Consider the following 26,421-nt stretch of genomic DNA (forward strand, 5'->3'; position numbering starts at 1 on the left):
CTGCGGGTATAGCGTCCTGGCTACCCGGAACCATGTGATCCATCACACAATCGATCGGAGCCTTCCATGACCAGTCGGAACACCGTGCGCATCGCCGCGATCTGCTGCGCTCTCACCGTCGGCCTCACCTCCGTGGCCGCCTGCAACCGCGACGGCGGGGACTCCGGCGGCGTGAAGGTCGGCCTCATCACCAAGACCGACACCAACCCGTTCTTCGTGAAGATCCGCGAGGCCGCCAAGAAGGAGGCCGAGGCGAAGGGGGCGAATCTCGTCGCGCTCGCGGGCAAGTTCGACGGGGACAACGAGGGCCAGGTCGCCGCCATCGAGAACCTGGTCAGCCAGGGCGTCAAGGGCATCCTCATCACCCCCAACTCGTCGAGCGGCATCCTGGCGGCGATCAAGAAGGCGCGCGACGCGGGCGTCATCGTCATCGCGCTGGACACGGCGACCGATCCGGAGAACGCCGTCGACGCGACCTTCGCCACCGACAACAAGGAGGCCGGACGCCTGCAGGGCGCGTGGGTCAAGGGCGCGCTCGCGGGGAAGGCCCCCAAGCTCCTCATGCTCGACGGGACGCCGGGCGGCACCGTCGACACCTTCCGGCACCAGGGCTTCCTGGAGGGCATCGGCCTCACGGAGAACAGCCCCGAGGTGGCGGGCAAGGAGAACACCAACGGCGACCAGACCAAGGCCCAGACCGCCATGGAGAACCTGCTCCAGCGCGTCCCGGACGCCAACTCGCTGTACACGATCAACGAGCCCGCGGCGGCGGGCGGCTACGAGGCGGCCAAGAAGGCGGGCAAGGCCGGCCAGCTGGTGATCGGCTCCGTCGACGGCAGCTGCACCGGCGTCCGGAACGTCAAGGCGGGCATCATCGGCGCCACGGTGCTGCAGTTCCCCGCGAAGATGGCCGAGCAGGGCGTCGACGCGGTGGTCGCCTTCGCCCAGAACGGCACCAAGCCTTCCGGATTCACCAACACCGGCTCGCAGCTGGTGACCGACAAGCCCGTCGCCGGCGTCCCGTCGAAGGACACCGCGTGGGGCGAGCAGAACTGCTGGGGCTGACACGTGTCCGCTTCGACCTTCCAACGGCTCCTGCGTGAGCCGCTCGCCGGACCGCTCGCGGCGCTCGTCGTCGCGTGCGTCGTGTTCTTCATCCTCACGCCGCAGTTCGCGACGGGCTACAACATCTCGCTGATCCTGCAGCAGTCCATGGTGATCGGGATCCTGGCGGTCGCGCAATCGCTGATCATCCTCACTGCCGGCATCGACCTGTCGATCGGCGCGACGTGCGTGCTCGGCACCGTCGTCCTGGCGAAGGTGGCCGGCACCGACCCGGTCCTCGCCATGGTCGTCGCGCTCGGCGTGTGCGTGCTCATCGGCGCGATCAACGGTGCCCTGGTGACGGTGCTCAAGCTGCCGCCCTTCATCGTGACCCTGGGCATGTTCACCATCGTCGCGGCGGCCACGCAGCTCTACGCCGGCTCGCAGACCTACCGCGTCGCCGACGGTCCGCTGACGGCTCTCGGTACGGGCTTCAAGATCTTCGGGTTCCCGCTCACGCTGGGCCTGCTCGTGCTGCTGATCGTGTACGCGGTGGCCTGGTACGTGCTCAACCGCACGGCCACCGGCCGGCACGTGTACGCGGTGGGCGGCAATCCGGTCTCGGCGTCGCTGGCGGGCATCAAGACCTCCAAGACGGTGTTCGGCGTGTACCTCGCGTCGGGCGTCATCGCGGCGATCGCGGCGTGGGCGGCCCTCGGGCGCATCCCGACGGCCGACCCCAACGCCTTCCAGACCGCCAACCTCGACACGATCACCGCGGTCGTGATCGGCGGCACCAGCCTCTTCGGCGGCCGCGGCTCGGTGCTGGGCACGCTCGTCGGCGCGCTGATCGTCGGCGTGCTGCGCAACGGGCTCACTCTCGTCGGGATCGACAACCTCTACCAGAACATCGCGACGGGCGTCCTCGTGATCGCCGCCGTTGCGCTGGACCAGATCTCGCGCAGGAGGCTGCAATGAGCGCGCAGGATGCCAGGCCGGTGCTCGAGGCGAAGGGCCTGGTCAAGAAGTACGGGCAGGTCCAGGCGATCGCGGGCGCCGACTTCGAGCTCCGCGCCGGCGAGGTGCTCGCCGTGATCGGCGACAACGGAGCCGGCAAGTCCAGCCTCATCAAGGCGCTCTCGGGGGCGCTGGTCCCGAACGAGGGCGAGATCCTGCTCGACGGTGCGCCGGTCCACTTCAAGAGCACGCTCGACGCCCGCAACGCGGGGATCGAGACCGTCTACCAGGACCTCGCGGTGATCCCCGCGCTGGACATCGCGGCCAATGTCTACCTGGGGCGGGAGCTGCGCAAGCCGGGGATCCTCGGCTCGGTGTTCCGACAGCTCGACCGCAGGGCGATGCGCGACGCGGCAGCGGGCCACCTCGCGGACCTCAAGATCGGCATCAAGTCGCCGACGCAAGCGGTCGAAACGCTCTCCGGCGGCCAGCGGCAGGGCGTCGCGGTGGTGCGGGCGGCAGCCTTCGGCAAGAAGGTGATCATCATGGACGAGCCGACGGCGGCCCTCGGCGTCCGCGAATCGGGGCAGGTCATCGATCTGATCCGGCAGATCCGCGATCGCGGCACGCCCGTGATCCTGATCAGCCACGACATGCCGCACGTCTTCGAGGTCGCCGACCGGATCCACGTGCACCGGCTCGGCCGCCGCGCCGCCGTCGTCGACCCGAAGCAGCGCAGCATGTCCGAGGTCGTCGCGCTCATGACCGGCGCGCTCGCGCCGACCGACGAGGAGGCCGCGGGTGGACCGTAAGCCGTCGGGCCTGTTCGTGGGTCTGGCCACCGTCGACGTGATCTCCCGCGTGGAGGAGCTGCCCCCGCGCAACGGCAAGGTCACCGCGGTCCGGCAGGACGTCTCCGGTGGCGGCCCCGCGCTCAACGCGGCCGCGGTGTTCGCCGCGCTCGGCGGGCGGGCGGTGCTCGCGGCCCCCGTCGGCGACGGAGCGCTGGCCCACCTCGTGCACGAGGACCTGGCGGCGTGCGGGGTCGAGCTCATCGACCTCGCGCCGCCGGGCTTCGGCCCGCCCGTCTCCGCGGTCACGGTGCACGCCCCCACGGGCGACCGGCAGGTCGTCTCGTTCGACGGCACCGGCTATCCCGACCTCGTGCCCCCGATCCACGCCGAGGGATTCGACGTGCTGCTGCTCGACGGGCACGGCCCCGCCGCGGCTCGAGCGGCGATGCGGAGCGCCGTCGAGGCGTCCGTGCCGATCGTGCTCGACGCCGGCCGCTGGCGCCCCGTGTTCGCCGAGCTCCTGATGTACGCGGGGCACGCCGTCTGCTCGGCGGACTTCCGTCCGCACGACGGTGCCCCCGTCACCGGCCCGGCGGTGGTCGCGGTGTCCGACGGTGCCGGGCCGATCCGGTACGAGATCGACGGCGCCACGGGCACCGTAGAGGTTCCGACCGTGCCCGTGGTCGATACGCTCGGCGCGGGCGACGTGCTGCACGGGGCGTACGCCTTCGCGATCGCGCGGGGCGATGCGCCGGTGGGTGCGCTGCGGTTCGCGGCGGCGCACGCCTCCGCGAAGTGTCGACACCCGGGGGTGAGGGCATGGCTGGCGACGCTGTGACGGACGAACTGCTCACGCGCGCACGGGAGCTCGTCACGCGCCCGGGCCGCGCGTTGCTTGGCATCGCCGGCGCGCCCGCGTCCGGGAAGTCGACGCTTGCGGAGCGCCTCGTCGAGGCGCTCGGCGCCGACGCGGTGCTCGTCCCCATGGACGGCTTCCACCTCGACGACGCCGTGCTGCGCCGGCACGGGAGCTGGGAACGCAAGGGCGCCATCGACACCTTCGACGGTGCCGGCTTCGCGCACCTGCTGCAGCGCCTGCGCAGCGGTGGGGACACGGTCTATGCGCCCCGGTTCGACCGCGGTCTCGAGGCGTCCGTCGGCGGCGCGATCGAGGTGGCGCCGGACGTGCCGCTCGTGGTGACGGAGGGCAACTACCTGCTCGCCGACACCGGCGCGTGGCCGCACGCGCGGGCCGCCCTCGACGAGGTGTGGTTCCTGCGCATCGACCCGGTGCTGCGGCGCGAGCGACTCATCGAGCGGCACATGCGGTTCGGGCGCACGCCCGTCGAGGCCCGCGAGCGCGCCGCCGGCTCCGACGAGGCGAACGCCCGCCTCATCGAGGCCACGGCGGTCCGCGCCGACCGCATCGTCGACGGGGCGTGACCGGCGGCTACAGCTGCGAGCGACCGGGACGGGCCAGCAGGTCGCGCAGGCCCGCGTCGATGAACGCCGTGTCGACGGGGTTCTTGCCGCCGCCCGCGAAATGCCCCCAGACGCCGGGGATCACACGGACCTCGCCGTGCTCGATGAACTGCGAGGCCCACGCCTCGTCCTCCGGAGGGAAGTAGAGGTCCTTCTCGGCCGGCATCGCGAGCAGCGGGCACCGGATCGAGCGGAGCGCGGCCTCGTGGTCACCGTCGAATCCGGGGGTGGTGCCGACGTTCCCGGCGTGCCACGTGCCGATCATCGCGATCAGGTTGTTGGGGTCGCGGCCGTCTCGGAAGAACTGCTCCCAGAAGCCGTAGAGGAAATCGTCGAGCGAGGTGAAGCCGAGCTCGCGCCACGTCTCGTGCCAGTAGAAGGCTTGGGAGAAGCCCCAGCCCGAGTAGATCCGGGCGAAGGCGCGCAGGCCCTTGATCGGCGGCCGTGCGGGGTCGTAGTCGCCGTCGGCCCAGGCCGCGTCGGCCTGCAGCGCCACCCGCAGCGACTCCAGGAACACCTGGTTGTGCGGGGCGGTGCGGCTCGACCCGCAGAAGGGCGCCGCCCGCTCGACCATCTCGGGATGGCTCACCGCCCACTGATAGGTCTGGCCCGCGCCCATCGACCAGCCGGTGACCAGCGCGATCGTCGAGATCCCCCACTTCTCGGTGAGCAACCGGTGCTGCGCCTCGACCTGGTCGTAGAAGGTGACGAGCGGGAAGCGGGCGTGGTCGTACGGCGAGGCGGCGTTCGACGGCGAGGTCGACAGGCCGTTGCCCAGCATGTTGGGGATGACGATGAAGTACTCGTCGGGGTTGAGCGTCTTGTCCGTGCCGACCAGCCACTCGTTGTCGGTGTGCCAGCCCGAGTACCAGGTGGGGTAGACGATCACGTTCGACTTGTCGGCGTTGAGCGCGCCGAAGGTCTTGTACGCCAGGCGCGCGTCGCGCAGGGTGTGACCGGACTGGAGCGTGAGGTCTCCGAGGTCGAAGTACTCGGCGTCGGTGGGAGCGGGCATGGGGACTCCTCGGGTCGGCATTAGTACCGATTCGGTACTGATGTCGACGCTACCCGCTCACTCCGCGTCGTGGAAGACCAGAGCGAGCGTGTGCCGGGAGCCGGAGCGCACCGTCGAAACCCCGTGCCGCACCGGCGCTGCCGACCAGCCCCGCGCCGAGCGGACCGGGCGGTCGCGGGTGGTGAAGACGAAGCCGTGGCCGCGCGGCAGCGTGAACGAGGTGCCGCGGGACTGCGCCCGCGGCCGCTGCTCGACGAGCAGGAACTCGCCACCCGTGTGATCGACGCCAGGCTCGTTCAAGGCGATCACCACCTGCAGCGGGAAGACCAGCTCGCCGTAGAGGTCGCGGTGCAGTGCGTTCCAGTCGCCGGCGCCGTATGCGAGCAGGATCGCCGTCGACCGGCGCTGGCCGGCGTCGTGGCACATGGCGAGCCACTCGTCGAGGTCGTCCGGCCAGGGAGGTGTGCGGCCCAGGCGTTCCCACCACCGTCGCGTGATCGGCAGCAGGTGCGGGTACAGCGCGTGCTTGAGTTCGTCGATCGGTTCGGGGTACGGCCGGTCGAAGTAGCGGTACTCGCCCGCCCCGAACCGGTACCGCTCCATGTCGACGGTGCTGCGGAACAGCTCGTCCCGGTCGTACGACGTGCGCAGCGCGACGGTCTGTGCGTCGGTGAGCAGGCGGGGGAGCAGCGCACCGCCGACCGCGTCCAACTCCGCGGCCACGACGTCCCAGTCGGCGTCGTCGATCGCGGGGCCGTCGATCGCGGTCATGCCGCCGACTCGAGTTCCAGCAGAGCGGCTTTCGCCTCGACCCCGCCCACGTACTGCCCGATACCGCCGTCCGTCTTGATCACGCGGTGGCAAGGCACCACGACCGGCAGCGGGTTCGTGGCGCACGCGGTGCCCACCGCGCGGACCGCCGCGGGGTTGCCGACCAGCTCCGCCACCTGCTTGTAGCTCAGCGTGGAGCCGTACCCGATCTCGGGCAGGCGGCTCTGGACCAGCTGCCGGAAGCCGTGCGAGAGTGCATGATCGAGCTGAAGGTCGAACGCGGTTCGCCGACCGGCGAAGTACTCGTCCAGCTCGCGGGCCGCGAGGTCGAGCCGCCGCGGGGCGCGCAGGATCCGCGGGCTGACCTTGTGCGCCAGGGATTCCAGGACCGCGTCGTGGTCCTCGCGGGCGTACGCGACCCGTACGAGGCCCTTCTCAGTGGCCGCGAGCAGCAGGACACCGACGGGGGAGTCGACGGTGGTGTAGGCGATGTCCAGCAGACCGTCGGCGGCGGCGTGGGCCGTGAGTCGGGCGCGGAGCCGGTCCAGGGTGGCGGAATCGGCGGGAGCGGATAGGGATTCGGTGATGTCGTTCATGCGAGGTCCTCCCTCGAGTGCGTGGTGCGCAGCTTCTTCAGGCCGTCGGCGGCGGCGCGGCGCGCGGCTTCGACGGTGCCGCCGAGGATCCCGGCGATCTCGGCGTAGGGCAGATCGGCGGCGTAGCGGTAGGCCACCGCCTGCCGCTGCTTGTCCGGCAGGGCCGCCACGGCGACCCAGAGGTCACCGTCGGCAACGGCGGACGTGACGGGGCGCTCCGGGAGCGCGTCCACGGGGACGGCGCGGCGCTGCGTCGCGCGGATCTGGTCGATGGCCTTGCGGTGCGCGATCGTCACCAGCCAGGCCTCGACGTTCGCGGACTCCGGCAGGTCCGGGTAGGCGCGCAGCGCGGAGAGGAAGGTCTCCGACCAGGCGTCCTCGGCGTCGTGCGGGCCGAGGACGGCGCGGCAGACCCGGAGCACCGTCGCCCCGTGCTCATCGACGAGCCGCTCGAAGGGCGGCTTCATGCGGCCCCCAAGCCGGGCAGCCAGGGCTCGCCGTCCGCGGCGGCCTCGAGGTCGAGAAGCGTGCGCTTGCGTCCCAGCCCGCCCGCATAGCCGGTGAGCGCTCCCGTCGAGGCGAGGACGCGGTGGCACGGCACCAGGACGCACAGGGGGTTCGCGCCCACCGCCTGCCCGACACCCCACGCCGAGACGATCCCGCCGAGCCGCTCAGCGATCGCGCCGTAGCTCGTGGTCTCCCCGAACGGGATCTCCCGGACCATCGCCCACACCGCCTCCTGGACCTCGGTGCCGCCCGAGGCGAGCGGCAGGTCGAAGTCGCGGCGCTCGCCCGCGAGGTACGCACGGATCTGGCGCACCGCCTCGTCGAGCAGCGGATCCGCGGCGACCCGCTCGCCGAAGGTCGCCGCCTCGGGCCGGCGGATGTGGTGCGGGAAGTACACGCCCGTCACCGCGGCACCGTCGGACACGACGGTCAGTACGCCGAGGGCGGTGTCCGCCACGATGTGCCTGCTGTTCATGTCATCTCTCCTGTCTCGATCCTGCCCAGTAGACGCCGGGGCGGACGGAAACGTGAGATGCACTCCCCAGAACGCAATTGAACACCGTTACGGAGAATCCGACCTGCGGATTCGCTCTCCATAACGGTGTTCAATTGAGGGGGTGGGGCGGCTACTTCGAGACGGTGATGTCCTGGTTGTAGACGCCGTTGGCCTCGGGGGAGACCTGGGTGTCGCCGTTGCCCACGGAGGACAGCGCGCGCAGCGTCCAGGTGCCCGGCGCCGCGAAGAAGCGGTAGTCGCCGGTACCGGAGGCCACGACCTCGGCGGTGAACTCACCCGTGCCGTCGAGCAGGCGTACGAACGCGCCGGCGACGGGGTTACCGGCCGCGTCGAGGACCTGTCCGGTCAGGACGGTCTCCTTCTCGACGTCGACACCGGCGGGAAGGACCTGACCCTGCTTGGGAGCTCCACACATGATGCGATTCCTTACTTCTCGATCGGGGCGCCGACGAGGGAGCCGTACTCGACCCACGAGCCGTCGTAGTTCTTGACGTTCTTCTTGCCCAGGATCTCCTGCAGCACGAACCACGTGTGCGAGCTGCGCTCGCCGATGCGGCAGTACGCGATGGTCTCCTTGGCGTCGTCGAAGCCCTTCTCCGCGTACAGCGCGGCGAGATCGTCGTCGGACTTGAAGGTGCCGTCCTCGTTGGCGGTGGTCGACCACGGGATGTTGATCGCGCCGGGGACGTGGCCGCGCTGCTGCGCCTGCTCCTGCGGCAGGTGCGCCGGCGCGGAGATCTTGCCGGAGAACTCGTCGGGCGAGCGGACGTCGATGAGGTTCTTCTTGCCGATCGAGTCGATCACCTCGTCGCGGAAGGCGCGCAGCGACAGGTCGACGGGCTTGGCGACGTAGGTGGTGGCCGGGCGGGTCACCGCGTCGGTCGACAGCGGGCGGGCGTCGAGCTCCCACTTCTTGCGGCCGCCGTCGAGCAGCTTGACGTCCTGGTGGCCGTACAGCTTGAAGTACCAGTAGGCGTAGGCCGCGAACCAGTTGTTGTTACCGCCGTACAGCACGACGGTGTCGTCGTTGCCGACGCCGCGCTCGGACAGGAGCTTGGAGAAGCCCTCCTGGTCGAGGAAGTCGCGGCGGATCGGATCCTGCAGGTCCTTGCGCCAGTCGAGGCGCACGGCGCCCTTGATGTGGTTGTCGTCGTAGATCGACGTGTCCTCGTCGACCTCGACGAAGACGACACCCGGGGTGTCGAGATTCTGCTCAGCCCAGTCTGCGGAGACCAGGACGTCGGAGCGAGCCATGAGGATCCCTTTCGTTGAGTCCATGACGTGCGAATGAAGGCGCGAACGCTACTTCGAGGGGTGCGCGGGAAGCGCTGGGAGGGCGGAACGGATGCATCGCGATACGCGGAGAAAAGCACCCTGCCCGGGGAGAGAGCGGGCCTAGCCCAGACAGCGACAACCGGCCATACGGCACAGGTCGACCGCCAGACGGCGGGTGAGCAGCAGCTCACAGCGGTTGCGCATGGGGCCCAGAATACCGAAGCCGCGGCCGCGCGTCACGGGAGGGTCTACGGGAGGGATCGGTGGAAGGCGCCGGGCGTCACGGTGACACCGTCGGCCTCGCCGAGCAGCACCACGTCGGCGTTCTCGCCCCGCGCGCCCGTGGGCCGGACGCCGAAGGGCAGGGCCATCGCGGGCAGGGTGCGGGTGAAACGGGCGAGCACCGTCGGCTCCTCACCGGGCAGCAGCGAGGCCTTCTCGTGGTCCTCGGGGCCCGTGTAGATCCCCGTGGCCCGCACCGCGATCGCGTCGCCGATGGCGGAGAAGTCCGCCGCCACCGAGATCAGCACCGTCCGCTTCGGATCCGCAGAGGTGGGCAGGGGCACGGTGCCGGTGAGCACGATTCCCTTCGAGGCCTTGACGTAGCCGTCGGCGGGGCTGCCCGCTCCGGGCCGCTTCGGGGCGGGGGTGTGCACCTGCAGGTCGACGATGTCCATGTACCGGCCCACCGTCTTCTGGTCGAGTCGCACCCGCGATTCCACGTGCCCGGCCCGGATCGGCGTGTCCGGCGTGAACGTCGGCAGGAGGCCGCCGGGGATCGTCACGTCCGCGAACTCGGCCTCGAGGCGCGCATTGCGTCCGTCGATCTCCGCCGGGACCGCGATGGTGAGCTTGGAATGCCTCCCGCCCGACGTCAGATACGGGAATCCGCCGACGGTGACCTCCGGATCATCCGCCAGGCCGGCTGCGGCCCGTAACTCCCGGGAGAGCCGGTACTCGGCGGTCGCGGCGGTGCCGACCTCGGCGAGGAACGCGAGTGTGAGGAGCATCGCACCGACGACCAGAATGCGCCGGATCCACGCCCGTCCCTGCCCCTGCGCCACGCCCGCTCCCTCTCATTCGCACCGGCGCCGCTACGCACGACGCTCTGACCACCGCTATTGTGACATTCGTTCATTCCAATCAGACCGCCGCGCACCGGGGAGGGCATGTGGATCTCATCCTGTTCACGTCCGACCGGGAACCGGACACGGTGCTGCCCTCCCTGTCTCTGCTGCCGCACACCGTCCGGGCGCTGCCCGCGGACGTCTCCTCGCTCCTCGAGGTCGGCTCCGCCGATGTGGCACTCGTCGACGCCCGGACCGATCTGGTCACCGCACGCGGGCTCTGCCGCCTGCTCGGCACGACCGGAGGCGGCGCGGTCGCGGTGGTCGCGGTGCTCACCGAGGGCGGGCTCGTGGCGGCCAGTGCCGATTGGGGCCTCGACGACTTCCTGCTGCCCGGCATCGGCCCGGCCGAGATCGACGCCCGGCTCCGGCTGGTGGTGGCGCGGCGCGGCGCGGACGCCGAGGACGAGGTCGCCGACAAGATCACGCTGGGCGAGCTGCTCATCGACGAGGGCACCTACACCGCCCGGCTCCGCGGCAAGCCGCTCGACCTCACCTACAAGGAGTTCGAACTCCTGAAGTTCTTGGCGCAGAACGTCGGTCGCGTGTTCACGCGCGCCCAGCTGCTGCAGGAGGTGTGGGGCTACGACTTCTTCGGCGGCACCCGCACCGTCGACGTGCACGTCCGGCGCCTGCGCGCCAAACTCGGCGCCGAGCACGAGGGCATGATCGGCACCGTCCGTAACGTGGGCTACAAGGCGGTGCGGCCCGTCCGAGGTAAGACGGAGCGCCCCGCCCTCGACGATTCAGAGGACATGGAACCGACGGACGAGGATCTCGAGGGGGCCTGATGGTCGAGACGGTGCGCGGACCGGTCGCCGACGCGGCGGCAGTACTGGCGATCGCCGCGGAGGCGGAGCGATCCGACGGGATCGGCGCCCTGTCGGAGCAGTTCCGGCTCGGCGTCACCGACGCGGGCCCGCACCTGCTGGCCGCAGGGCCCGACGGGGCCGTGGCCGGCTACGCGGGCGTCGTCGTCCCGCCCGCCGGTGGGCCGGGCTCGGCGGAGGTGGTCGTGGCACCGTCGCAGCGCCGACGGGGCCTGGGCCGCGCCCTGGTGACCGGGACGCTCGAGCTGGTGGGCGACGGCGGCACCGTCTGGGCCCACGGCGACCTGCCGGCCGCCCGCGCGCTGGCCGCCGACCTCGGCCTGACGGCCGTGCGGACCCTGCTCAACCTCCGCAGGGGGCTGCACGGCGCCGGGAGCGGAGCGAGCGGGCCGAATGATGCCGGACCGGACACCGCACCGTCGAACCCGCCGGGCGTGACCGTGCGCACCTACGCCGGCTCCGAGGACGACGCCGCGATCCTCGCGGTGAACAACGCGGCCTTCGCCTGGCACCCCGAGCAAGGTGGATGGACGCAGCAGCAGATCGACGAGCGGACCGGGGCGGCGTGGTTCGACCCTGCCGGGCTGTTCCTCGCCGTCGACGACCAGGACCGGCTGCTCGGTTTCCACTGGACCAAGGTCGCGGACCCGGCCGCCGGACTGGGCGAGGGAGAGGAGAGCGGGGGTTCACGGGGGCGGAGCCCCCGTGGGGAGGTGTACATCGTGGCGGTGGCCCCGGAGGGGCAGGGGCGCGGCCTCGGGCGGCTGCTGACGGCCGTGGGGCTGCAGTATCTGGCGGGCCGCGGGCTGTCCGAGGTCGAGCTGTACGTGGAGGGCGACAACACCGCGGCCCTGCGGACCTACGCCGCACTGGGCTTCGCGGAACACGAACGACACGCCGCGTACGCGCTACGGTAATCCACTCGACCAGGCGAGTTTGCCCGTCGTTCACCCGGGACACCCGGATCGGACACCTGGCCTCTCTAGGTTGCTGGATGACACCCGCATCCCGGTGTGCTCAGTCCTGACCCGACCCGGAGGAATCTCGGTGAATTTCAAGCGTGGATCCGTTACGGCCGTTGCCGCCGTGGCCGCCCTGTCCCTGACCCTGAGCGCGTGCGGCAGCGAGGAGGCCAGCAGCGCCGGGGGTAGCTCCTCCGCCGGCGGCGCGGGTGTCCAGTGCGACGGCAAGCTGCAGCTCAAGGGCAGTGGCTCGACGGCGCAGGCCAACGCCATGACCGTCTTCAAGAACGCCTTCGGCCAGGACTGCAGCAGCTCCAACGTGGACTACAGCGGCAACGGCTCGGGCCAGGGCATCACCGAGTTCACCTCGGGCCTGACCAACTTCGCCGGCTCGGACTCGCCCCTCAACGCAGACCAGGCGAAGAAGGCCGAGGACAAGTGCGGCTCGCCCGCGCTGAACCTGCCGCTGGTCTTCGGGCCGATCGCGGTCGCCTACAAGCTGGACGGTGTCACGCTGAACCTGTCGGCCCCGACGCTGGCGAAGATCTTCACCGGCAAGATCACCAAGTGGAACGCCCCTGAGATCGCGGCCGAGAACAAGGGCGCCGCCCTGCCGGACAAGGACATCACCGTCGTCTTCCGGTCCGACGAGTCGGGCACCACCGAGAACTTCCAGAAGTACCTCGCCGCGGCGGCCCCCGAGGACTGGGCAGCGGACAAGTCGGGCAAGGCCTTCAAGGGCGGCGTGGGCCAGGGCGCCAGCGGCAACTCGCAGGTCGCTGCCACAGTCAACAAGGCCGACGGCACCGTCACCTACACCGAGTGGAGCTTCGCCAAGGCGCAGAAGCTGCAGATCGCCAACATCATCACCTCGGCCGGCCCCGAGGCCGTCACGCTCAGTGCCGAGTCGGTGGGTAAGACCATCGCGGCCGCGAAGTTCAAGACCCCGGGCAGCAAGGACCTCGTCCTCGATACCGCCGGCTTCTACAAGCCGACCACCGCGGGCGCCTACCCGATCGTCCTGGCGACCTACGAGATCGTGTGCTCGAAGAACTCGGATCCCGAGCTGGCCAAGGGCCTCAAGACCTTCCTCAAGGTCGCGGCGAGCAAGTCCACGCAGGATCAGCTCGCCGACAAGGGATACGCGCCGATCCCCGACTCGTTCCGCACCACACTGAACGAGTCGATCGACTCCATCCAGTAACGACACCTGCTACACCGGAGGTCGTGCGCGGTTCCCCGACCGGGAGCCGCGCACGGCCCCCGGCCCAGCCGGAAGGACAGCTCTCGCGTGGCGGAACATCGGGGAAACATGGCGACTGAGGACGAATCGCGAAAGGGTGACGACGGCGCACCGTCGACGCCCGACACCGCGCGCGCCGAGGCGCCGGAGACCACGGCCTTCGCCGGTAGCGGTGGCCGGATGGAGAACGCCTTCAAATGGGCCGCGTACGCGTCCGGGCTGCTCCTCGTCGTGGTCATCGCGCTGATCTTCCTGCAGCTCGTGGTGCAGGCGATCCCGGCACTGTCGAAGAACCACGTCAACTTCCTCACCAGCTCCGAGTGGCAGACGAGCCCGTCGAACATGCGGTTCGGCATCCTCGAGCTGCTGAAGATCACGGTGCTCTCCTCGGTGATGGCGCTGATCATCGCCGTGCCCGTCGCGGTGGGCATCGCGACCTTCCTGGTCCAGTACGTGCCGCAGCGCCTCTCCCGGCCGCTCAGCGCGGTCATCGACCTGCTGGCCGCGGTCCCGTCGATCATCTACGGCCTGTGGGGCATCTTCGTGCTCGCGCCCTTCCTGGTGCCGCTGCAGGAGTGGCTCAACGAGAACCTCGGCTGGTTCTTCCTGTTCAAGACGGGCAACGTCGAGCTCTCGCTCGGCTCGACGGTGTTCACCGCCGGCATCGTGCTGGCGATCATGATCCTGCCGATCATCACCTCGATCACGCGGGAGTCGCTGCGGCAGACCCCGGTCGCGCAGCAGGAGGCCGCGCTGGCCCTGGGCGCCACCAAGTGGGAGGTCATCCGGCTGACGGTGCTCCCGTACGGCCGGTCCGGCATCGTCGCCGGCTCCATGCTGGCTCTGGGCCGCGCGCTCGGCGAGACCATCGCGGTGCTCATCATCCTGTTCGCCGCCACCAAGAACTCCATCTGGTCGCTCTTCGACAGCGGCTACACCTTCGCGTCGAAGATCGCCTCCGCCGCCGCTGAGTTCGACAACGTCGACCAGCGCGGCGCCTACATCGCCGCCGGCCTCGTGCTGTTCGTGCTCACCTTCGTGGTGAACGCGATCGCGCGCTGGATCGGCGGGGGACGGGTGAACGGATGACCACCGAAGACCGCAGCCCTGCGCTCGACAGCATCGCCAAGAGCGGCACCGTCTTCCACCGCACCTCCACGGTCCGGAGGCTCAAGAACAACGCCGCGGCGATCATCTTCGGGGGCTGCTTCCTGCTCGCCCTCGTGCCGCTGATCTCGCTGCTGTACATGGTGATCGTCAACGGCTTCCCGGCGATCATCCACCCCGAGTGGTGGACCAAGTCGATGGTGCGCGTGGCGCCGGACTCGTACGCCGGCGGCATCAGCCACGCCATCTACGGCACGCTCGTCCAGGCCGGGATCGCGACGGTGTTCTCCGTCCCGATCGGCGTCATGGTGGGTATCTACCTCGTCGAGTACGCCGAGGGGACCCGCCTGGGCAAGGTCACCACCTTCATGGTGGACGTGCTCGCCGGCATCCCGTCGATCGTGGCCACGCTGTTCATCTTCGGTGTCTGGATCACCACGATCGGGATGCCGCAGTCCGCGTTCGCGGTGAGCCTCGCGCTCATCCTGCTCATGGTCCCCGTCGTGGTGCGTTCCACGGAGGAGATGCTCAAGCTGGTCCCGAACGAGCTGCGCGAGGCGTCCTACGCGCTCGGCGTACCGAAGTGGAAGACGATCGTGCGGATCGTCGTGCCGACCGCTGTTTCCGGCATGGTCTCCGGCGTCTTCCTGGCGATCGCCCGCGTGGTCGGCGAGACCGCGCCGGTGCTGCTCCTGGTGGGCATCAGCGACCGCCGCAACTACGACGTCTTCAACGGCAACATGTCCTCGCTGCCGCTGTTCATCTACGACCAGATCCGCAACAACCCCGGCGAGGTGGGTGAGTACCGCGCGTGGGGCGCCGCACTCACGCTGGTGCTCCTCGTGGGCATCGCGAGCGGCCTCGCCGCACTCATGTCCCGCGTGCTCGCGCCGAAGACGAAGTAAAGGGAGTCGACTCATGGCCAAGCGTCTCGACATCAAGGACCTGAACATCTACTACGGCGCGTTCCACGCGGTGCAGGACGTCTCCCTCACCGTCCCGCCGAACTCCGTGACCGCCTTCATCGGACCGTCCGGCTGCGGCAAGTCGACCGTGCTGCGGTCGATCAACCGCATGCACGAGGTGACCCCCGGCGCGCGCGTCGACGGGCACATCACTCTCGACGGAGCCGACATCTACGGCACGGGGGTGGACCCGGTGGGCGTCCGCAAGACCATCGGCATGGTCTTCCAGCGCCCGAACCCGTTCCCCACCATGTCGATCCGCGACAACGTCGTGGCCGGGCTCAAGCTGCAGGGCATGCGCAGCAAGGGCAAGCTCGACGAGATCGCCGAGTCCTCGCTGCGCGGCGCCAATCTCTGGGACGAGGTCAAGGACCGGCTGAACAAGCCCGGCGGCGGCCTGTCCGGCGGTCAGCAGCAGCGCCTGTGCATCGCCCGCGCCATCGCCGTGAGCCCCGACGTGCTGCTCATGGACGAGCCCTGCTCGGCGCTCGACCCGATCTCGACGCTGGCGATCGAGGACCTCATCGGCGAGCTCAAGCAGCAGTACACGATCGTGATCGTCACCCACAACATGCAGCAGGCCGCGCGCGTGTCCGATCAGACCGCGTTCTTCAACCTCGAGGCCACCGGTAAGCCCGGCAAGCTCATCGAGATCAACCCCACCGAGAAGATGTTCTCCAACCCGGATCAGCCGGCCACCGAGGACTACATCTCCGGACGCTTCGGCTGACGGGTCACACACCCGCCGCGGCCTGGGATATCGACGGTATCCTATCCTTGTGACAGCGCAGACCCAGGACGCGCCCGCCGCGGGCGTGCAGTACAGCACGGTGCTCCCCGGCGATCGCGTCGTCGCCAGGGTGCGCGGTGCCGTGCTCGTGGTCGACGCGCCCGCGCTCGGTGCGACGCCCGAGGCCGCGGACCTCGCTTCGGCCCTCGATGTCGACGGTGACCTCGCCGCGATCCTCCGGGACCGCGGAGGCCCCTCGTTCGTCGTCGTGGAGAGCACGGCGGGATCGGTCCGCGCGCTGCTGCGCGGTACGGCCGGGGCGCCCGAGGAGCGGACGCTGACCGTCGCGATCTTCGCCTCGGCCGCGGCGGCGACCCCCGAGCACGTGCTGCACGCCGGCGCCGAGTTCGTCGAGCGCGTGGCGCCCGTGGCTCCGGGCGCGGTGGTGACGGTCACCGTCGGGCCCCCGCCTCCGCCGGCACCGGTGTGCGGCCCCACGGCCCTGCACCTGCTGCGCGGCGCGGTTCCCGGCGCGGGCGCGGTGCTGTGGTCCGACGAGTCGCTGGAGACCACCAGCGAGGGCGACATCTCCACCGATGTCTTCCCCGCCGACGCCCCCACCAACGAGGAGCCGACCGGCGTGAGCCCGCTGTTCGCGGCCACCGAGTACGACGTGGAGGTCCAGGGCCCCGCCGAGCCCGTGATCACCGGGCCGATCATCGAGGGCCGGCGCTGCGCGTTCGGGCATCTGAACGCCCCGGTCGCCGCGTACTGCACGCGGTGCGGGGCCCTCGTCGACCGCCGGGCGCCGCTCGAGACGGGCCCGCGCCCGCCGCTCGGCCTACTCGTCGCGGACGACGGCACCGCCTTCGTCGTGGACGACGACATGGTGCTCGGGCGCGACCCGGCCGCCTATGTCGCGCAGCGCGCGGGCCGGTCGTTCGACGGTGCCGGACGGCTCCTGCCGATCGTCCTCCAGGACCGCACGGGGGCACTCTCCCGCGCGCACCTCGAGATCCGGATCGACGGCTGGCAGCTGCTCGCCGTGGACGTGGGCTCGGCGAACGGCACCTGGGTGCGCCCGCCCGCGTCGCCGCAGCCGCTGCGGCTGCCGCCCGGGCAGCCCGTGCCGCTCACCGTCGGGTCGGACATCCACCTGGGCGGCCGGATTCTGCAGCTGCAGGACGGCGTCGGCGCGTAAGGGCTACTTCGCGACGTCGGCGGTGGGCTCGGGGCTGCCGGTGGCCTGGAAGATCACGCGACGGCCGATCTCGACGGCGTGGTCGGCGAAGCGCTCGTAGTAGCGGCCGAGCAGCGTCACGTCGACGGCGGCGGCCACGCCGTGCTTCCACTCGCGGTCCATGAGCACGGTGAAGAGGTGGCGGTGCAGGTCGTCCATCGCATCGTCCTGCTCCTCGATCTCCGCGGCCTGCTTCGGGTCCTGCGTGAGCAGCACCTCGCGGGCGGAGTTCGCCAGCTCGACCGCGAGGCGGCCCATCTCTGCGAAGTAGCCGTTGACCTCCTCGGGGAGGGTCTTGTTCGGGAAACGGCGGCGGGTGACCTTCGCGACGTGCAGGGCGAGCGCGCCCATGCGGTCGACATCGGCGACGATCTGGAACCCGGAGACGACGATCCGCAGGTCACCGGCGACGGGGGCCTGCAACGCGAGGAGGGAGAAGGCCTCCTCCTCGGCGCGGCGGCTGAGCCGGACGATCTCGTCGTGCTCGGTGATGACCTCTTCGGCGAGCGCCAGGTCGGCCTGGAGGAGCGAGTTGGTGGCCTTCTCCATGGCGATGCCCGACTTGTCGCAGATGTCGCCGAGGATGTCGTTGAAGGCAGCCATCTGCTGGATGTACGCGTTACGCATGTGTGCAGTATATCGGCGTGTTCGTACGCGACCTCAGCGTTGGATGAACGCCGGGTGAACGACGATTAACCGCCGCTGGTCTCGGCCTCCGCGCCGGGCATCGCCGCCGCGTCGGCCTCCCACGGATCGTCGAGCCAGCCCTCCGGGAGAACCACCTTGCCGGGCGTGCCCTGCCGGCCGCGCGGGCCCTCGGCGTCCTTGGGGAAGGGCACGTCCCGGTCCAGGGTGTCGAGCAGCGCGCGCAGGTCGGCCAGGGTCTTGACGGTGGCCAGGCGCGTGCGCAGCTCGCCCCCGGCGGGGAAGCCGCGCAGGTACCAGGCGACGTGCTTGCGGATCTCCCGCATGCCCTTGTCCTCGCCGTGGTGCGCGGCGAGCAGCTCGCCGTGCCGGTACATGATCGCGGTGACCTCGCCGAGGTTCGGCGGCACGGGCATCGGCGTGCCGTTGATCGCGGAGGACAGCTCGGAGAACAGCCACGGCCGGCCGAGGCAGCCGCGGCCCACGACCACGCCGTCGCAGCCGGTGCGCTCCATCATCGTCACCGCGTCCTCGGCGGCGAAGATGTCACCGTTGCCCAGCACGGGGATGGTGTCGCCGAAGTGGTGGTGCACGTGCTCCTTGAGCCGGGTGATCTCGTCCCAGCGGGCCTGGCCCGAATAGCGCTGCGCGGCGGTGCGGGCGTGCAGCGCGACGGCGACCGCGCCCTGCTCCGCGGCGATCCGGCCGGCGTCGAGGTGGGTGTGGTGCTCGTCGTCGATACCCACGCGGAACTTGACCGTGACGGGGATGTGGCCGCCCTGGCCGCCGTCGGCGATCCCGCGGACCGCCGCGTCGACGATGCTCGCGAACAGGTTCCGCTTGTACGGCAGGGCCGAGCCGCCGCCGCGGCGGGTGACCTTGGGGACGGGGCAGCCGAAGTTCATGTCGAGGTGGTCGGCGAGGCCCTCCTCGGCGATCATCCGCGCCGCCTCGTAGGTCCACTTCGCGTCGACGGTGTAGAGCTGCAGGCTGCGCGGGTCCTCGTCGGGCGCGAAGGTGGTCATGTGCATCGTGACCGGATGCCGCTCGACGAGCGCTCGGGCCGTGACCATCTCGCACACGTACAGTCCGGCGACGGTGCCGGTGCGCGCGCGCTCCAGCTCGCGGCACAGGCTGCGGAAGGCCACGTTGGTGACACCGGCCATCGGCGCGAGCACGACGGGTGAGTCGAGCTCGAACCGGCCGATGCGCAGCTTCGGAGCGGTGGTGGCTGTGGTCATCAGAAAATCTCCCGGGTCATCTCGTTCCATGATCGCTGGCGCCGCAGGGGTACGGCAAACCGTGGGCCCGTGGAACGAGAAGAACCCGCCGTGCCTCGGGGAGGCGCGACGGGTTCCGAAGCGTCGGTGCTAGACGGCCAGACCCTGCTTCTCGCGACGCGCGGCCTCGCGGGCCAGCGAGCGGTCGCGCATCTCCTCGAACTTCACGGCCGCGGCCTCGAGTTCGTCGAGGAACGCCGCGAGCTCCTCGCGGGTGCGCTCACCCTCGGGGCCGAAGTCCTCGCGCTCGAAGATCTTCCACTTGCGCAGGACGGGCATGACGACCTCGTCCTTGTGCTGGCGCAGGTCGTAGATGCCGTGCTTGGCCATGAGCACGCCGTTGCGGCGGAAGTCGGGCATACCGGCACCGGGCATCTCGAAGTGCTTGATGGTGTCGGTGATCGAGCGGATCGCCTGGTCCGGGACCAGGTTCAGGCCCGCCGCGGAGATGTTGCGGTAGAAGATCATGTGCAGGTTCTCGTCGGCCGCGATGCGCTGGAGCATCTTGTCGGCGATCGGGTCCTTGCAGACCTTGCCGGTGTTGCGGTGGCTGACGCGAGTGGCGAGCTCCTGGAAGGTCACGTACGCCACGGAGTGCAGCATCGTCATCTTCTGCTCGGTGTGCTGAGCCACCTTGCCCTGCGGGTCCCACCCGTTGGTCATGTGGATCATGCGGGCCTGCTCGAGCTTGACCGGGTCGACACCGCGGGTCACCACGAGGTAGTCGCGCATCGCGATGCCGTGCCGGTTCTCCTCCGAGGTCCAGCGGCCCACCCAGTGGCCCCAGGCGTCGTCCATGGAGAAGTTCGCGGCGATCTCCCGGTGGTACGTGGGGAGGTTGTCCTCCGTGAGGAGGTTGGTGATCATCGCGGCCTTGGCGACCTCGTCGAGCTGGCTCTCCTCGGGGTCGTAGTCGTGACCACCGAGCGCGGCGTAGTTCTTGCCGTCCGACCACGGGATGTACTCGTGGGGGCTCCAGTCCTTCGTCATCGAGAGATGGCGGTTGACGTTGTCCTCGGCGACGCCAGAGAGCTCCTGCAGAAGCTCGAGCTGGGTGAGTTGGCGGGTCGACATCATTCCTCTTTCGACGTTTGGATCAATTCCAGATTACCCCGGGAGTCTACGCACTTCGGACCGCGGACTCAATGTCCTCAGTGTGAAAGTGACGGTTTCGTCCAGCGGTTTTGGGGCGGACCGCGCTCAGACGGCCAGCCCGGTGCGCTCGCGACGCGCGGCCTCGCGGGCCAGCGAGCGGTCGCGCATCTCCTCGAACTTCGCGGCCTGGACCTCCAGGTCGGCCAGGAACACCGCCAGCTCGTCGCGGGCCTGCTCGCCCACGGCGCCGAAGTCCTCGCGCTCGAAGATCTTCCACTTGCGCAGCACGGGCATGACGACCTCGTCGCGGTGCTGGCGCAGGTCGTAGATGCCGTGCTTGGCCATGAGCACGCCGTTGCGGCGGAAGTCGGGCATGCCGAGGCCGGGCATCTGGAAGCCGGTGACGATGTCGGCGATGGCGCGCAGGGCCTGGTCGGGGGCCAGGTCGAGGGCAGCGCCGCAGATGTTGCGGTAGAAGATCATGTGCAGGTTCTCGTCCGCCGCGATGCGCTGGAGCAGCTTGTCCGCGGTCGGATCGTTGCAGGCCTTGCCGGTGTTGCGGTGGCTGACGCGGGTGGCCAGCTCCTGGAAGGTCACGTACGAGACGAGGTGCAGGATGCTGCGGTCGCCGAGCTCCGCGCCGGTGTGCCCCTCGGAGGTGGCGCCGTTGCCCATGTGGGTCATCCGGAACTCCTCGAGCTTGACCGGATCGACGGCGCGGGTGACCAGCAGGTAGTCGCGCATCGCGATGCCGTGGCGGTTCTCCTCGGCGGTCCAGCGGCCCACCCAGTGGCCCCAGGCGTGGTCCATGGAGAAGTTGTCCGCGATCTCCCGGTGGTAGCTGGGGAGGTTGTCCTCGGTGAGCAGGTTGGTGATCATCGCCGCGCGTGCCACGTCCGAGAGCTGCGACTGCGCCGGATCCCAGTCCGCGCCGCCGAGGGCGGAGAAGTTGCGGCCCTCGTCCCACGGCACGTAGTCGTGCGGGTTCCAGTCCCTGGTCATGGACAGGTGGCGGTTCACGTTCTGCTCAGCCACCCCGGAGAGCTCCTGGAGGAGCTCGATCTGGGTCAATTCGCGCTGCATGGTCCCTTTCATCGCCGAGAACCACGAGGACGTTACGCAGAACCGCCAGGTCGGGTCCGGCATTCACCGATCTGTGGCGCACATAACGCCTGAACGGGTCGGTACTGCGACGACGGTCACAGTATCCAGCCCAGTTCCCGGGCCCGCACGGCCGCCTCGTACCGGTTCGCGACGCCCAGCTTCGCCATCGCCGAGGAGAGGTAGTTGCGGGTCGTGCCCGGACTCAGGTGCGCGCGCCGCGCGATCTCGTCGACCGAGGCACCGTCGATGGCGAACTCGAGCACGTCGGCCTCCCGGGGCGTGAGCGGCGAGTCGCCCGCGCTGATCGCGTCGGCGGCCAACTCGGGGTCGACGTACCGTCCGCCGGCATGGACGGTGCGGATGACCTGCGCCAGCGTCGCGGCCGGTGCGGTCTTGGGGAGGAAGCCGCGCACGCCCGTCGCGAGCGCGCGCTTGAGGTAGCCGGGCCGGCCGTGGCTCGTCACGATGAGGGTCGCGGCGCCCGGGGTGCGGCGCAGCAGTTCGGCGGCGGTGTCGATGCCGTCGGGGCCGGGCATCTGCAGGTCGATCACCGCGACGGCGGGCGGCAGGCCCTCCGCGGCGCGCCGCTCCCACAGCGCGATCAGCTCGGTGCCCGACGCCGCCTCGGCCGCGACGGTGATGTCGGGCTCCAGGTCGAGCAGCGCGGCCACCGCGGTCCGGATCAGGTGCTCGTCGTCGGCGAGCATCACCTCGATCGTCATGCTTCCTCCCAGGTCGCGGTCAGGACGAACTCCTCGCCCTCGCGGGCACCGTCGAGGCCCGCGCCCACGGCCCGGAGCCTGCCCCGCAGGCCGTCCAGGCCCGAGCCCTCCACCGATCCTGGTGCCGCGCGGGCCCCGTCCAGTGGCTCCGTTCGCGAGGCGGCTCGTGCGCCCTCGTCCCGTTCGGGACGCAGCACCCCGTCGTTGCGCAGGACGAGGCCCGACGGGCTCAGCGTGAGCACGGCCTGGCCCGCAGCGGAGTGCTTGACGATGTTGGTGACGCCCTCGCGGACGACCCACGCGGCGGCCTCGTGGAGGTCGGTGGGGACGTCGTCGGGGGTGCCGATGACCCGGAGCTCGCAGCCGGCGGCGGACAGCAGCGAGCGCGCGCCCGCGACCTCGGTGCCGAGGTCGATCCCGCGGTAGCCGCGAACCAGGGAGCGGGTGTCCTCCATCGACGAGACGGCCAGCGCCTTCACCTCGTCCATCTCGGCGACCGCGCGGTCGACGGCCCCCGCGCGGGCGAGGGTCGCGGCCAGCTCGCTCTTGACCGCGACCGCCGAGAAGGCCCGCCCGACGACGTCGTGCAGGTCGCGGGAGAAGCGCAGTCGCTCCTGGGCGACCTCGAGTTCCGCGGCCGCCCGTTTGCCCTCCTCCAATTCGGTGAGGATCTGCAGGCTCCAGACCGTGGTGCGCGAGGTCCACATCAACAGCACGCCGATGGCGAGCAACAGCGCGAAGAAGGCCGGAGCGTTCGTGGGGCGCAGGAGCAGGGCCGTGGCCGCCGCGGCGACCAGCAGGAGGGCCCATCGGTGCCGGACGAAGGGCAGCACCGCGCAGGTCGCCATCGCGTACGCGACCGAGCACATGACCCGCGAGCCGGCGGGATCGGCGCCGATGTGCGGTGCGATCTGCGCGCCGACGACGCCGGCCGACCACACCGCGCCGAGGCCGGCGAGCGCGAACCGCCACGCGATACGACGCTGGCGGTCGGTGGCGCGGATGGACAGGTCGGGTTGTGCCTCGATCCCCGCGATGGACGCGAGACCTGCGACGACGATGCCGATCACCGGCCAGAGCGTGGTGCCCGACGTGGCCATCATGACCACGAAGGTGATCATCACGATCTGCAGCACCGCGCGGGTGTACAGCCGGAACTTGTCGGCGCTGGACTTCGCGTGCCACCAGTCGAGGCTCTTCCCGAAGCGGGCGGGGATCACCCGCGATCGTCCCAGCGGAACCAGCGCTTGGCCATCACGAGCGCGATCACGGTCCATACCGCCAGTGTCGCAAGTGGGCGGCCGGTCTCGCCGAAGGTGGCGGCGAAGCCGAGCGGCGCGGCATCGTCGGACATGCCGGGCGCGATGCCGGCCTGCCCGAGCCGGATGAGGTCGGAGACGGCGGCGAAGGGCGTCCAGTCGGCGACCAGGGCCAGGCGTTCCGGGAGGATCTGCCGGATGTTCGCCATGCCCGCCATCGCCACGATCATCACCGGCATCGAGGTGATCTGGGCGGCCTCGGCGTTCTTGGTGACCGCGCTGGTCGCCAGCGCCAGCAGGGTGAAGATCACCAGGCCGACGGCGAGCGCGAACACCATGAGCAGTGCGTTCACCGGGAGTGGCCCGCCGGCGCCGTAGACGGCGGCGCACACGATCGCCGCGCCGACCAGGGTGAGGCCGATGCCCGGGATACCGGGGGCGGTGAGGATCTGCAGGTCCGAGGACTCGCCCGTGCGCAGCCGCTTGAGCACGCCCTCCGAGCGGCGCGTGGTGACCATCGACAGCACCGAGTAGTACTGCACGAACAGCAGCGCGAACACCGCGAACATCTCGATCGTGGTCGCCACGCCCACCGGCTTGGGCGCCTGGTCGCCGCGGGCGACGAAGAACAGCAACAAGGGGGTCCCGACGGGGAAGACGGTCCCCATGAACAGCAGGGTCTTGTTGCGGCGGAACTGCAGGTACTCGGCGTGCGCGAGGGCGCGCAGCGGGTGCCTGCCGTAGCCGACTCCGGGGCGGGTCTGGGCGGTGGCCGTGGTCATGCTCGTGCTCCGATCGGCTCGGGGGAGTGGGTCGCGTCGTCCTCGGTCGCGATGGCGAGGAAGACGGACTCGAGGGAGGGGTGACGGGCCTGCAGTCCGGACAGCGTGAGGCCGCGGTCGGCGGCCCAGTCGAGAAGGGTGTGCAGGTCGTCCTGGAGACGGTGGGTGCGTAGGGCGACGCGGCCGGCACCGTCGGGCGCCTGGTTCCAGGCGGCACTGAGGGCGGGCAGGGGCACGGCGGGATCGTCGAGGACGATCTCCGCGGGGTGGCCCTCGACGATCTCGCGGAGCGTGCCGAGCCGCGCGACGGTGCCGCGGTGCATGATCGCGATCCGGTCGGCGAGCGCCTCGGCCTCGTCGAGGTAATGCGTGGTCAGGACCATCGTGACGCCGTCGCGCTTGAGCTCGGCGAGGAGCTGCCAGGTGGCGCGGCGGCTCTCGGGATCGAGTCCGGTGGTCGGCTCGTCGAGGAACAGCAGGCGCGGCTGTCCGATGAGGGCGCACGCGAGGTCGACGCGCCGCTGCTCGCCGCCCGACAGCGCGCGCACCCGCACGTCCGCGCGGTCGGTGAGGCGGACGCGCTCGAGGACGGCGTCGGCGGTGGTCGGGTTGCTGCAGGTGCCGCGCCACATCTCGAGCGTTTCGCGGACCGTGAGCTCGCCGGGCAGGCCGCCGGACTGCAGCATGATGCCGGTGAGCGGCCGCACGCGGCGCCGGTCCCGGCGGGGGTCGAGTCCGAAGACGGCGAGCTCGCCGCCGCTCGGCTCCGCGAGGCCCTCGAGCAGGTCCAGGGTGGAGGTCTTGCCGGCGCCGTTGGTCCCGAGCAGGGCGAAGACCTCGCCGGTGCGGATGTCGAGGTCGATGCCGCGGACGGCCTCGAAGGCGTCCGCGCCGGAGCCGTAGGTCCGGCGCAGGCCCATGGCCGCGATGACGGGGTCGACGGTGGCGGTGCTCGCCTCGCCCGCGGTCACGAGCGGCCCCACTTCCGGGTGCCGAGGACCCAGCGCACGGCGAGGTGCACGGCGACGACGCCGGTGACGATCGCGGCGAGCAGCAGCGGGGGCTGCAGCAGGACCACGACGAGCGCGATGAGCACGACGGTGGCGATGATCACCGCCCCCTCCCGGGCGCGGGTAGGAGCGGGGCCGAGCCGGCACGAGTCGACGAAGAGGTCGTGCAGGGCGTTGCTCTCCGGTGCCGGTCGGTGGTTCGGACGGTGGGCGGTGTGGAGGTCGTTGGCGTTCATGTGGTCAACCCTCGCGGGGTTCGGGCCGCGGCAGTAGTGCGCGCAGTCAGAGGATTTCCGCTGGTTGTCACCGGTTCCCGATGACATCTGTCATGCCGCCGATGTCATCCGGCCCCGTGCGATCATGAATTCGTTACCGAATCTTTTCTCGGTTTTCGTCCGCCGGACGGGGAAGTGCAGCACGCTACGGCAGTGACCGCCACGACCGAACGGGTGGAGCCATCACCCAAGAAGGGGCTGGCCGCCGACCTGGTGCCCAAGGACAACCTGCTGTTCCTGTTGTTCGTGGTGCCCAACCTGGTGCTGCTGGCCGTCTTCACCTATCGCCCGCTGATCGACAACGTGCGGCTGAGCTTCCATGAGTGGTCGCTCGCCGGTACGGACCCCGCGAAGTGGATCGGGCTGGACAACTACCGCGAGTTCTTCACCAAGGCGGAGAGCTGGCAGGTCGTCACCGTCACGCTGATCTTCACGGTGAGCGCGGTGGTGTTCTCCATGGTGCTGGGCCTGGCTCTGGCGATGCTGCTCGACCAGAATCTCAAGGGGCGCAACCTCGTCCGCTCCGCAGTGTTCGCGCCCTTCGTGATCTCTGGCGCCGCGATCGGCGCGGCGTTCTACTTCGTGTTCAATCCGCAGTTCGGCGCGGTGGCGTCGATCCTCGGCTGGTTCGGCATCGAGAGCCCGGACTTCTACCAGAGTCCCGGCTGGGCGCTGTTCCTGGTGACCTTCACCTACATCTGGAAGAACCTGGGCTACACCTTCGTCATCTACCTCGCCGCGCTGCAGGGGCTCAACAAGGACCTCGACGAGGCCGCGGCGATCGACGGGACGCCGGCCTGGCGCAAGTTCTGGCGGGTCACCCTGCCGCAGCTGCGGCCGGCCACCTATTTCCTGTCGATCACGGTGCTGCTCAACAGCCTTCAGGTGTTCGACATCATCAACATCATGTTCCCGGCGGGTGGCCCGCAGAACGGCACCACGACCATGGTCTTCGACATCTACTGGCAGACCTTCCGCAACCAGCGCGCCGGCTACGGCGCGACCATCGCCACGATCATGTTCCTCGTGCTGCTGATCGTGACCGTGGTGCAGGTGCGCATGATGGACCGGGGGGACGACAAGTGAG

30 protein-coding genes are annotated in these 26,421 nt (G+C 70.3%); 13 read left to right on the forward strand and 17 right to left on the reverse strand.

All coding sequences use genetic code 11. From position 1 onward, the window contains the following. The first annotated feature begins 66 nt into the window (after positions 1–66). From AXK60_RS17375 to AXK60_RS17395, 5 genes are read left to right on the forward strand one after another with little or no spacing between them, the layout of a single operon-like run. The gene (locus tag AXK60_RS17375) at positions 67–1,065 is read left to right on the forward strand and encodes a substrate-binding domain-containing protein (RefSeq protein ID WP_068573061.1); all 999 of its coding nucleotides are present in this window, start codon (positions 67–69) and stop codon (positions 1,063–1,065) included. Positions 1,066–1,068: 3 nt separating this feature from the next. After that, positions 1,069–2,022 (forward strand): ABC transporter permease, encoded by a 954-nt coding sequence (locus AXK60_RS17380; RefSeq protein ID WP_068573063.1) that lies wholly within the window; start codon positions 1,069–1,071, stop codon positions 2,020–2,022. Further along, the gene (locus AXK60_RS17385; protein ID WP_068573066.1) at positions 2,019–2,813 is read left to right on the forward strand and encodes an ATP-binding cassette domain-containing protein; all 795 of its coding nucleotides are present in this window, start codon (positions 2,019–2,021) and stop codon (positions 2,811–2,813) included. The genes AXK60_RS17380 and AXK60_RS17385 overlap by 4 nt, the downstream gene beginning before the upstream one ends. After that, positions 2,803–3,633, forward strand: coding sequence for a PfkB family carbohydrate kinase (locus AXK60_RS17390; protein WP_068573068.1), 831 nt, complete (start codon positions 2,803–2,805; stop codon positions 3,631–3,633). The genes AXK60_RS17385 and AXK60_RS17390 overlap by 11 nt, the downstream gene beginning before the upstream one ends. Beyond that, positions 3,615–4,238: a nucleoside/nucleotide kinase family protein gene (locus tag AXK60_RS17395; protein ID WP_068573070.1), complete on the forward strand. Its 624-nt coding sequence runs from the start codon at positions 3,615–3,617 to the stop codon at positions 4,236–4,238. Before AXK60_RS17390 ends, AXK60_RS17395 begins: the two co-directional genes overlap by 19 nt. Before the next feature lie 7 nt (positions 4,239–4,245). Here AXK60_RS17395 and AXK60_RS17400 read toward each other — a convergent pair whose 3' ends face one another. The 8 genes from AXK60_RS17400 to AXK60_RS17435 form a co-directional block, all read right to left on the reverse strand. After that, positions 4,246–5,292 carry an alpha/beta fold hydrolase gene (locus AXK60_RS17400; RefSeq protein ID WP_068573072.1) on the reverse strand — a complete coding sequence of 349 codons (1,047 nt, stop codon included), beginning with the start codon at positions 5,290–5,292 and terminating at the stop codon, positions 4,246–4,248. A gap of 57 nt (positions 5,293–5,349) precedes the next feature. Next, positions 5,350–6,063, reverse strand: coding sequence for a 2OG-Fe(II) oxygenase (locus tag AXK60_RS17405; RefSeq protein WP_068573074.1), 714 nt, complete (start codon positions 6,061–6,063; stop codon positions 5,350–5,352). Further along, positions 6,060–6,659, reverse strand: a complete 600-nt coding sequence (locus AXK60_RS17410; RefSeq protein WP_068573076.1) for a methylated-DNA--[protein]-cysteine S-methyltransferase — start codon at positions 6,657–6,659, stop codon at positions 6,060–6,062. Before AXK60_RS17410 ends, AXK60_RS17405 begins: the two co-directional genes overlap by 4 nt. Next, positions 6,656–7,126, reverse strand: a complete 471-nt coding sequence (locus AXK60_RS17415) for an RNA polymerase sigma factor (protein WP_068573078.1) — start codon at positions 7,124–7,126, stop codon at positions 6,656–6,658. The genes AXK60_RS17410 and AXK60_RS17415 overlap by 4 nt, the downstream gene beginning before the upstream one ends. Continuing rightward, positions 7,123–7,641: a methylated-DNA--[protein]-cysteine S-methyltransferase gene (locus AXK60_RS17420; protein WP_068573080.1), complete on the reverse strand. Its 519-nt coding sequence runs from the start codon at positions 7,639–7,641 to the stop codon at positions 7,123–7,125. The genes AXK60_RS17415 and AXK60_RS17420 overlap by 4 nt, the downstream gene beginning before the upstream one ends. A gap of 151 nt (positions 7,642–7,792) precedes the next feature. Continuing rightward, positions 7,793–8,098: a DUF1416 domain-containing protein gene (locus AXK60_RS17425; protein WP_068573081.1), complete on the reverse strand. Its 306-nt coding sequence runs from the start codon at positions 8,096–8,098 to the stop codon at positions 7,793–7,795. Positions 8,099–8,109: 11 nt separating this feature from the next. Further along, positions 8,110–8,937, reverse strand: a complete 828-nt coding sequence (locus AXK60_RS17430; protein WP_068573083.1) for a sulfurtransferase — start codon at positions 8,935–8,937, stop codon at positions 8,110–8,112. Positions 8,938–9,206: 269 nt separating this feature from the next. Continuing rightward, the gene (locus tag AXK60_RS17435) at positions 9,207–10,022 is read right to left on the reverse strand and encodes an LmeA family phospholipid-binding protein (RefSeq protein ID WP_068573085.1); all 816 of its coding nucleotides are present in this window, start codon (positions 10,020–10,022) and stop codon (positions 9,207–9,209) included. A gap of 107 nt (positions 10,023–10,129) precedes the next feature. Here AXK60_RS17435 and AXK60_RS17440 point away from each other — a divergent pair, with 107 nt between their 5' ends. From AXK60_RS17440 to AXK60_RS17470, 7 genes are all read left to right on the forward strand, one after another. Beyond that, positions 10,130–10,876, forward strand: a complete 747-nt coding sequence (locus AXK60_RS17440; RefSeq protein ID WP_068573087.1) for a winged helix-turn-helix domain-containing protein — start codon at positions 10,130–10,132, stop codon at positions 10,874–10,876. After that, positions 10,876–11,832: a mycothiol synthase gene (mshD, locus tag AXK60_RS17445; protein WP_068573088.1), complete on the forward strand. Its 957-nt coding sequence runs from the start codon at positions 10,876–10,878 to the stop codon at positions 11,830–11,832. The genes AXK60_RS17440 and mshD overlap by 1 nt, the downstream gene beginning before the upstream one ends. A 130-nt stretch (positions 11,833–11,962) precedes the next feature. Then, a complete protein-coding gene (gene pstS / locus AXK60_RS17450) occupies positions 11,963–13,081 on the forward strand; it encodes a phosphate ABC transporter substrate-binding protein PstS (protein WP_425315225.1) in 1,119 nt (372 codons plus the stop codon). 108 nt (positions 13,082–13,189) lie between these two features. Beyond that, positions 13,190–14,209: a phosphate ABC transporter permease subunit PstC gene (gene pstC / locus AXK60_RS17455; protein ID WP_068573090.1), complete on the forward strand. Its 1,020-nt coding sequence runs from the start codon at positions 13,190–13,192 to the stop codon at positions 14,207–14,209. Further along, complete coding sequence (gene pstA, locus AXK60_RS17460; RefSeq protein WP_068573092.1) at positions 14,206–15,132, forward strand: phosphate ABC transporter permease PstA; 927 nt, start codon at positions 14,206–14,208, stop codon at positions 15,130–15,132. Before pstC ends, pstA begins: the two co-directional genes overlap by 4 nt. Before the next feature lie 13 nt (positions 15,133–15,145). Next, positions 15,146–15,922, forward strand: a complete 777-nt coding sequence (gene pstB, locus AXK60_RS17465) for a phosphate ABC transporter ATP-binding protein PstB (protein WP_068573094.1) — start codon at positions 15,146–15,148, stop codon at positions 15,920–15,922. Positions 15,923–15,971: 49 nt separating this feature from the next. Then, a complete protein-coding gene (locus AXK60_RS17470; protein ID WP_068573096.1) occupies positions 15,972–17,123 on the forward strand; it encodes an FHA domain-containing protein in 1,152 nt (383 codons plus the stop codon). A 3-nt stretch (positions 17,124–17,126) separates the two neighbouring features. On the opposite strand, the gene phoU is transcribed toward AXK60_RS17470, so the two are convergent. From phoU to AXK60_RS17515, 9 genes are all read right to left on the reverse strand, one after another. After that, positions 17,127–17,789 carry a phosphate signaling complex protein PhoU gene (phoU, locus tag AXK60_RS17475; RefSeq protein ID WP_068573098.1) on the reverse strand — a complete coding sequence of 221 codons (663 nt, stop codon included), beginning with the start codon at positions 17,787–17,789 and terminating at the stop codon, positions 17,127–17,129. A 65-nt stretch (positions 17,790–17,854) separates the two neighbouring features. After that, on the reverse strand, positions 17,855–19,048 hold the full coding sequence (dusB, locus tag AXK60_RS17480) for a tRNA dihydrouridine synthase DusB (protein WP_068573100.1): 1,194 nt from the start codon (positions 19,046–19,048) through the stop codon (positions 17,855–17,857). A 129-nt stretch (positions 19,049–19,177) separates the two neighbouring features. Beyond that, positions 19,178–20,164 carry an acyl-ACP desaturase gene (locus AXK60_RS17485; protein WP_082778091.1) on the reverse strand — a complete coding sequence of 329 codons (987 nt, stop codon included), beginning with the start codon at positions 20,162–20,164 and terminating at the stop codon, positions 19,178–19,180. A gap of 123 nt (positions 20,165–20,287) precedes the next feature. Beyond that, positions 20,288–21,265: an acyl-ACP desaturase gene (locus AXK60_RS17490; protein ID WP_068573102.1), complete on the reverse strand. Its 978-nt coding sequence runs from the start codon at positions 21,263–21,265 to the stop codon at positions 20,288–20,290. Positions 21,266–21,381: 116 nt separating this feature from the next. After that, entirely contained in the window at positions 21,382–22,008 is a 627-nt protein-coding gene (locus tag AXK60_RS17495) for a response regulator transcription factor (RefSeq protein ID WP_068573104.1), read from the reverse strand. Then, on the reverse strand, positions 22,005–23,228 hold the full coding sequence (locus AXK60_RS17500) for a sensor histidine kinase (RefSeq protein ID WP_068573106.1): 1,224 nt from the start codon (positions 23,226–23,228) through the stop codon (positions 22,005–22,007). Before AXK60_RS17500 ends, AXK60_RS17495 begins: the two co-directional genes overlap by 4 nt. Continuing rightward, positions 23,225–24,049, reverse strand: coding sequence for an ABC transporter permease (locus AXK60_RS17505; protein WP_068573108.1), 825 nt, complete (start codon positions 24,047–24,049; stop codon positions 23,225–23,227). Before AXK60_RS17505 ends, AXK60_RS17500 begins: the two co-directional genes overlap by 4 nt. After that, positions 24,046–24,969, reverse strand: coding sequence for an ABC transporter ATP-binding protein (locus tag AXK60_RS17510; protein WP_068573432.1), 924 nt, complete (start codon positions 24,967–24,969; stop codon positions 24,046–24,048). The genes AXK60_RS17505 and AXK60_RS17510 overlap by 4 nt, the downstream gene beginning before the upstream one ends. A 47-nt stretch (positions 24,970–25,016) precedes the next feature. Further along, positions 25,017–25,295 (reverse strand): hypothetical protein, encoded by a 279-nt coding sequence (locus tag AXK60_RS17515; RefSeq protein WP_068573110.1) that lies wholly within the window; start codon positions 25,293–25,295, stop codon positions 25,017–25,019. Between the two features lie 192 nt (positions 25,296–25,487). Here AXK60_RS17515 and AXK60_RS17520 point away from each other — a divergent pair, with 192 nt between their 5' ends. Continuing rightward, positions 25,488–26,420: a carbohydrate ABC transporter permease gene (locus AXK60_RS17520; RefSeq protein ID WP_068573112.1), complete on the forward strand. Its 933-nt coding sequence runs from the start codon at positions 25,488–25,490 to the stop codon at positions 26,418–26,420. Position 26,421: the final 1 nt, after the last annotated feature.

The sequence above is a fragment of the Tsukamurella pseudospumae genome (assembly GCF_001575195.1).
GTDB lineage: Bacteria > Actinomycetota > Actinomycetes > Mycobacteriales > Mycobacteriaceae > Tsukamurella > Tsukamurella pseudospumae.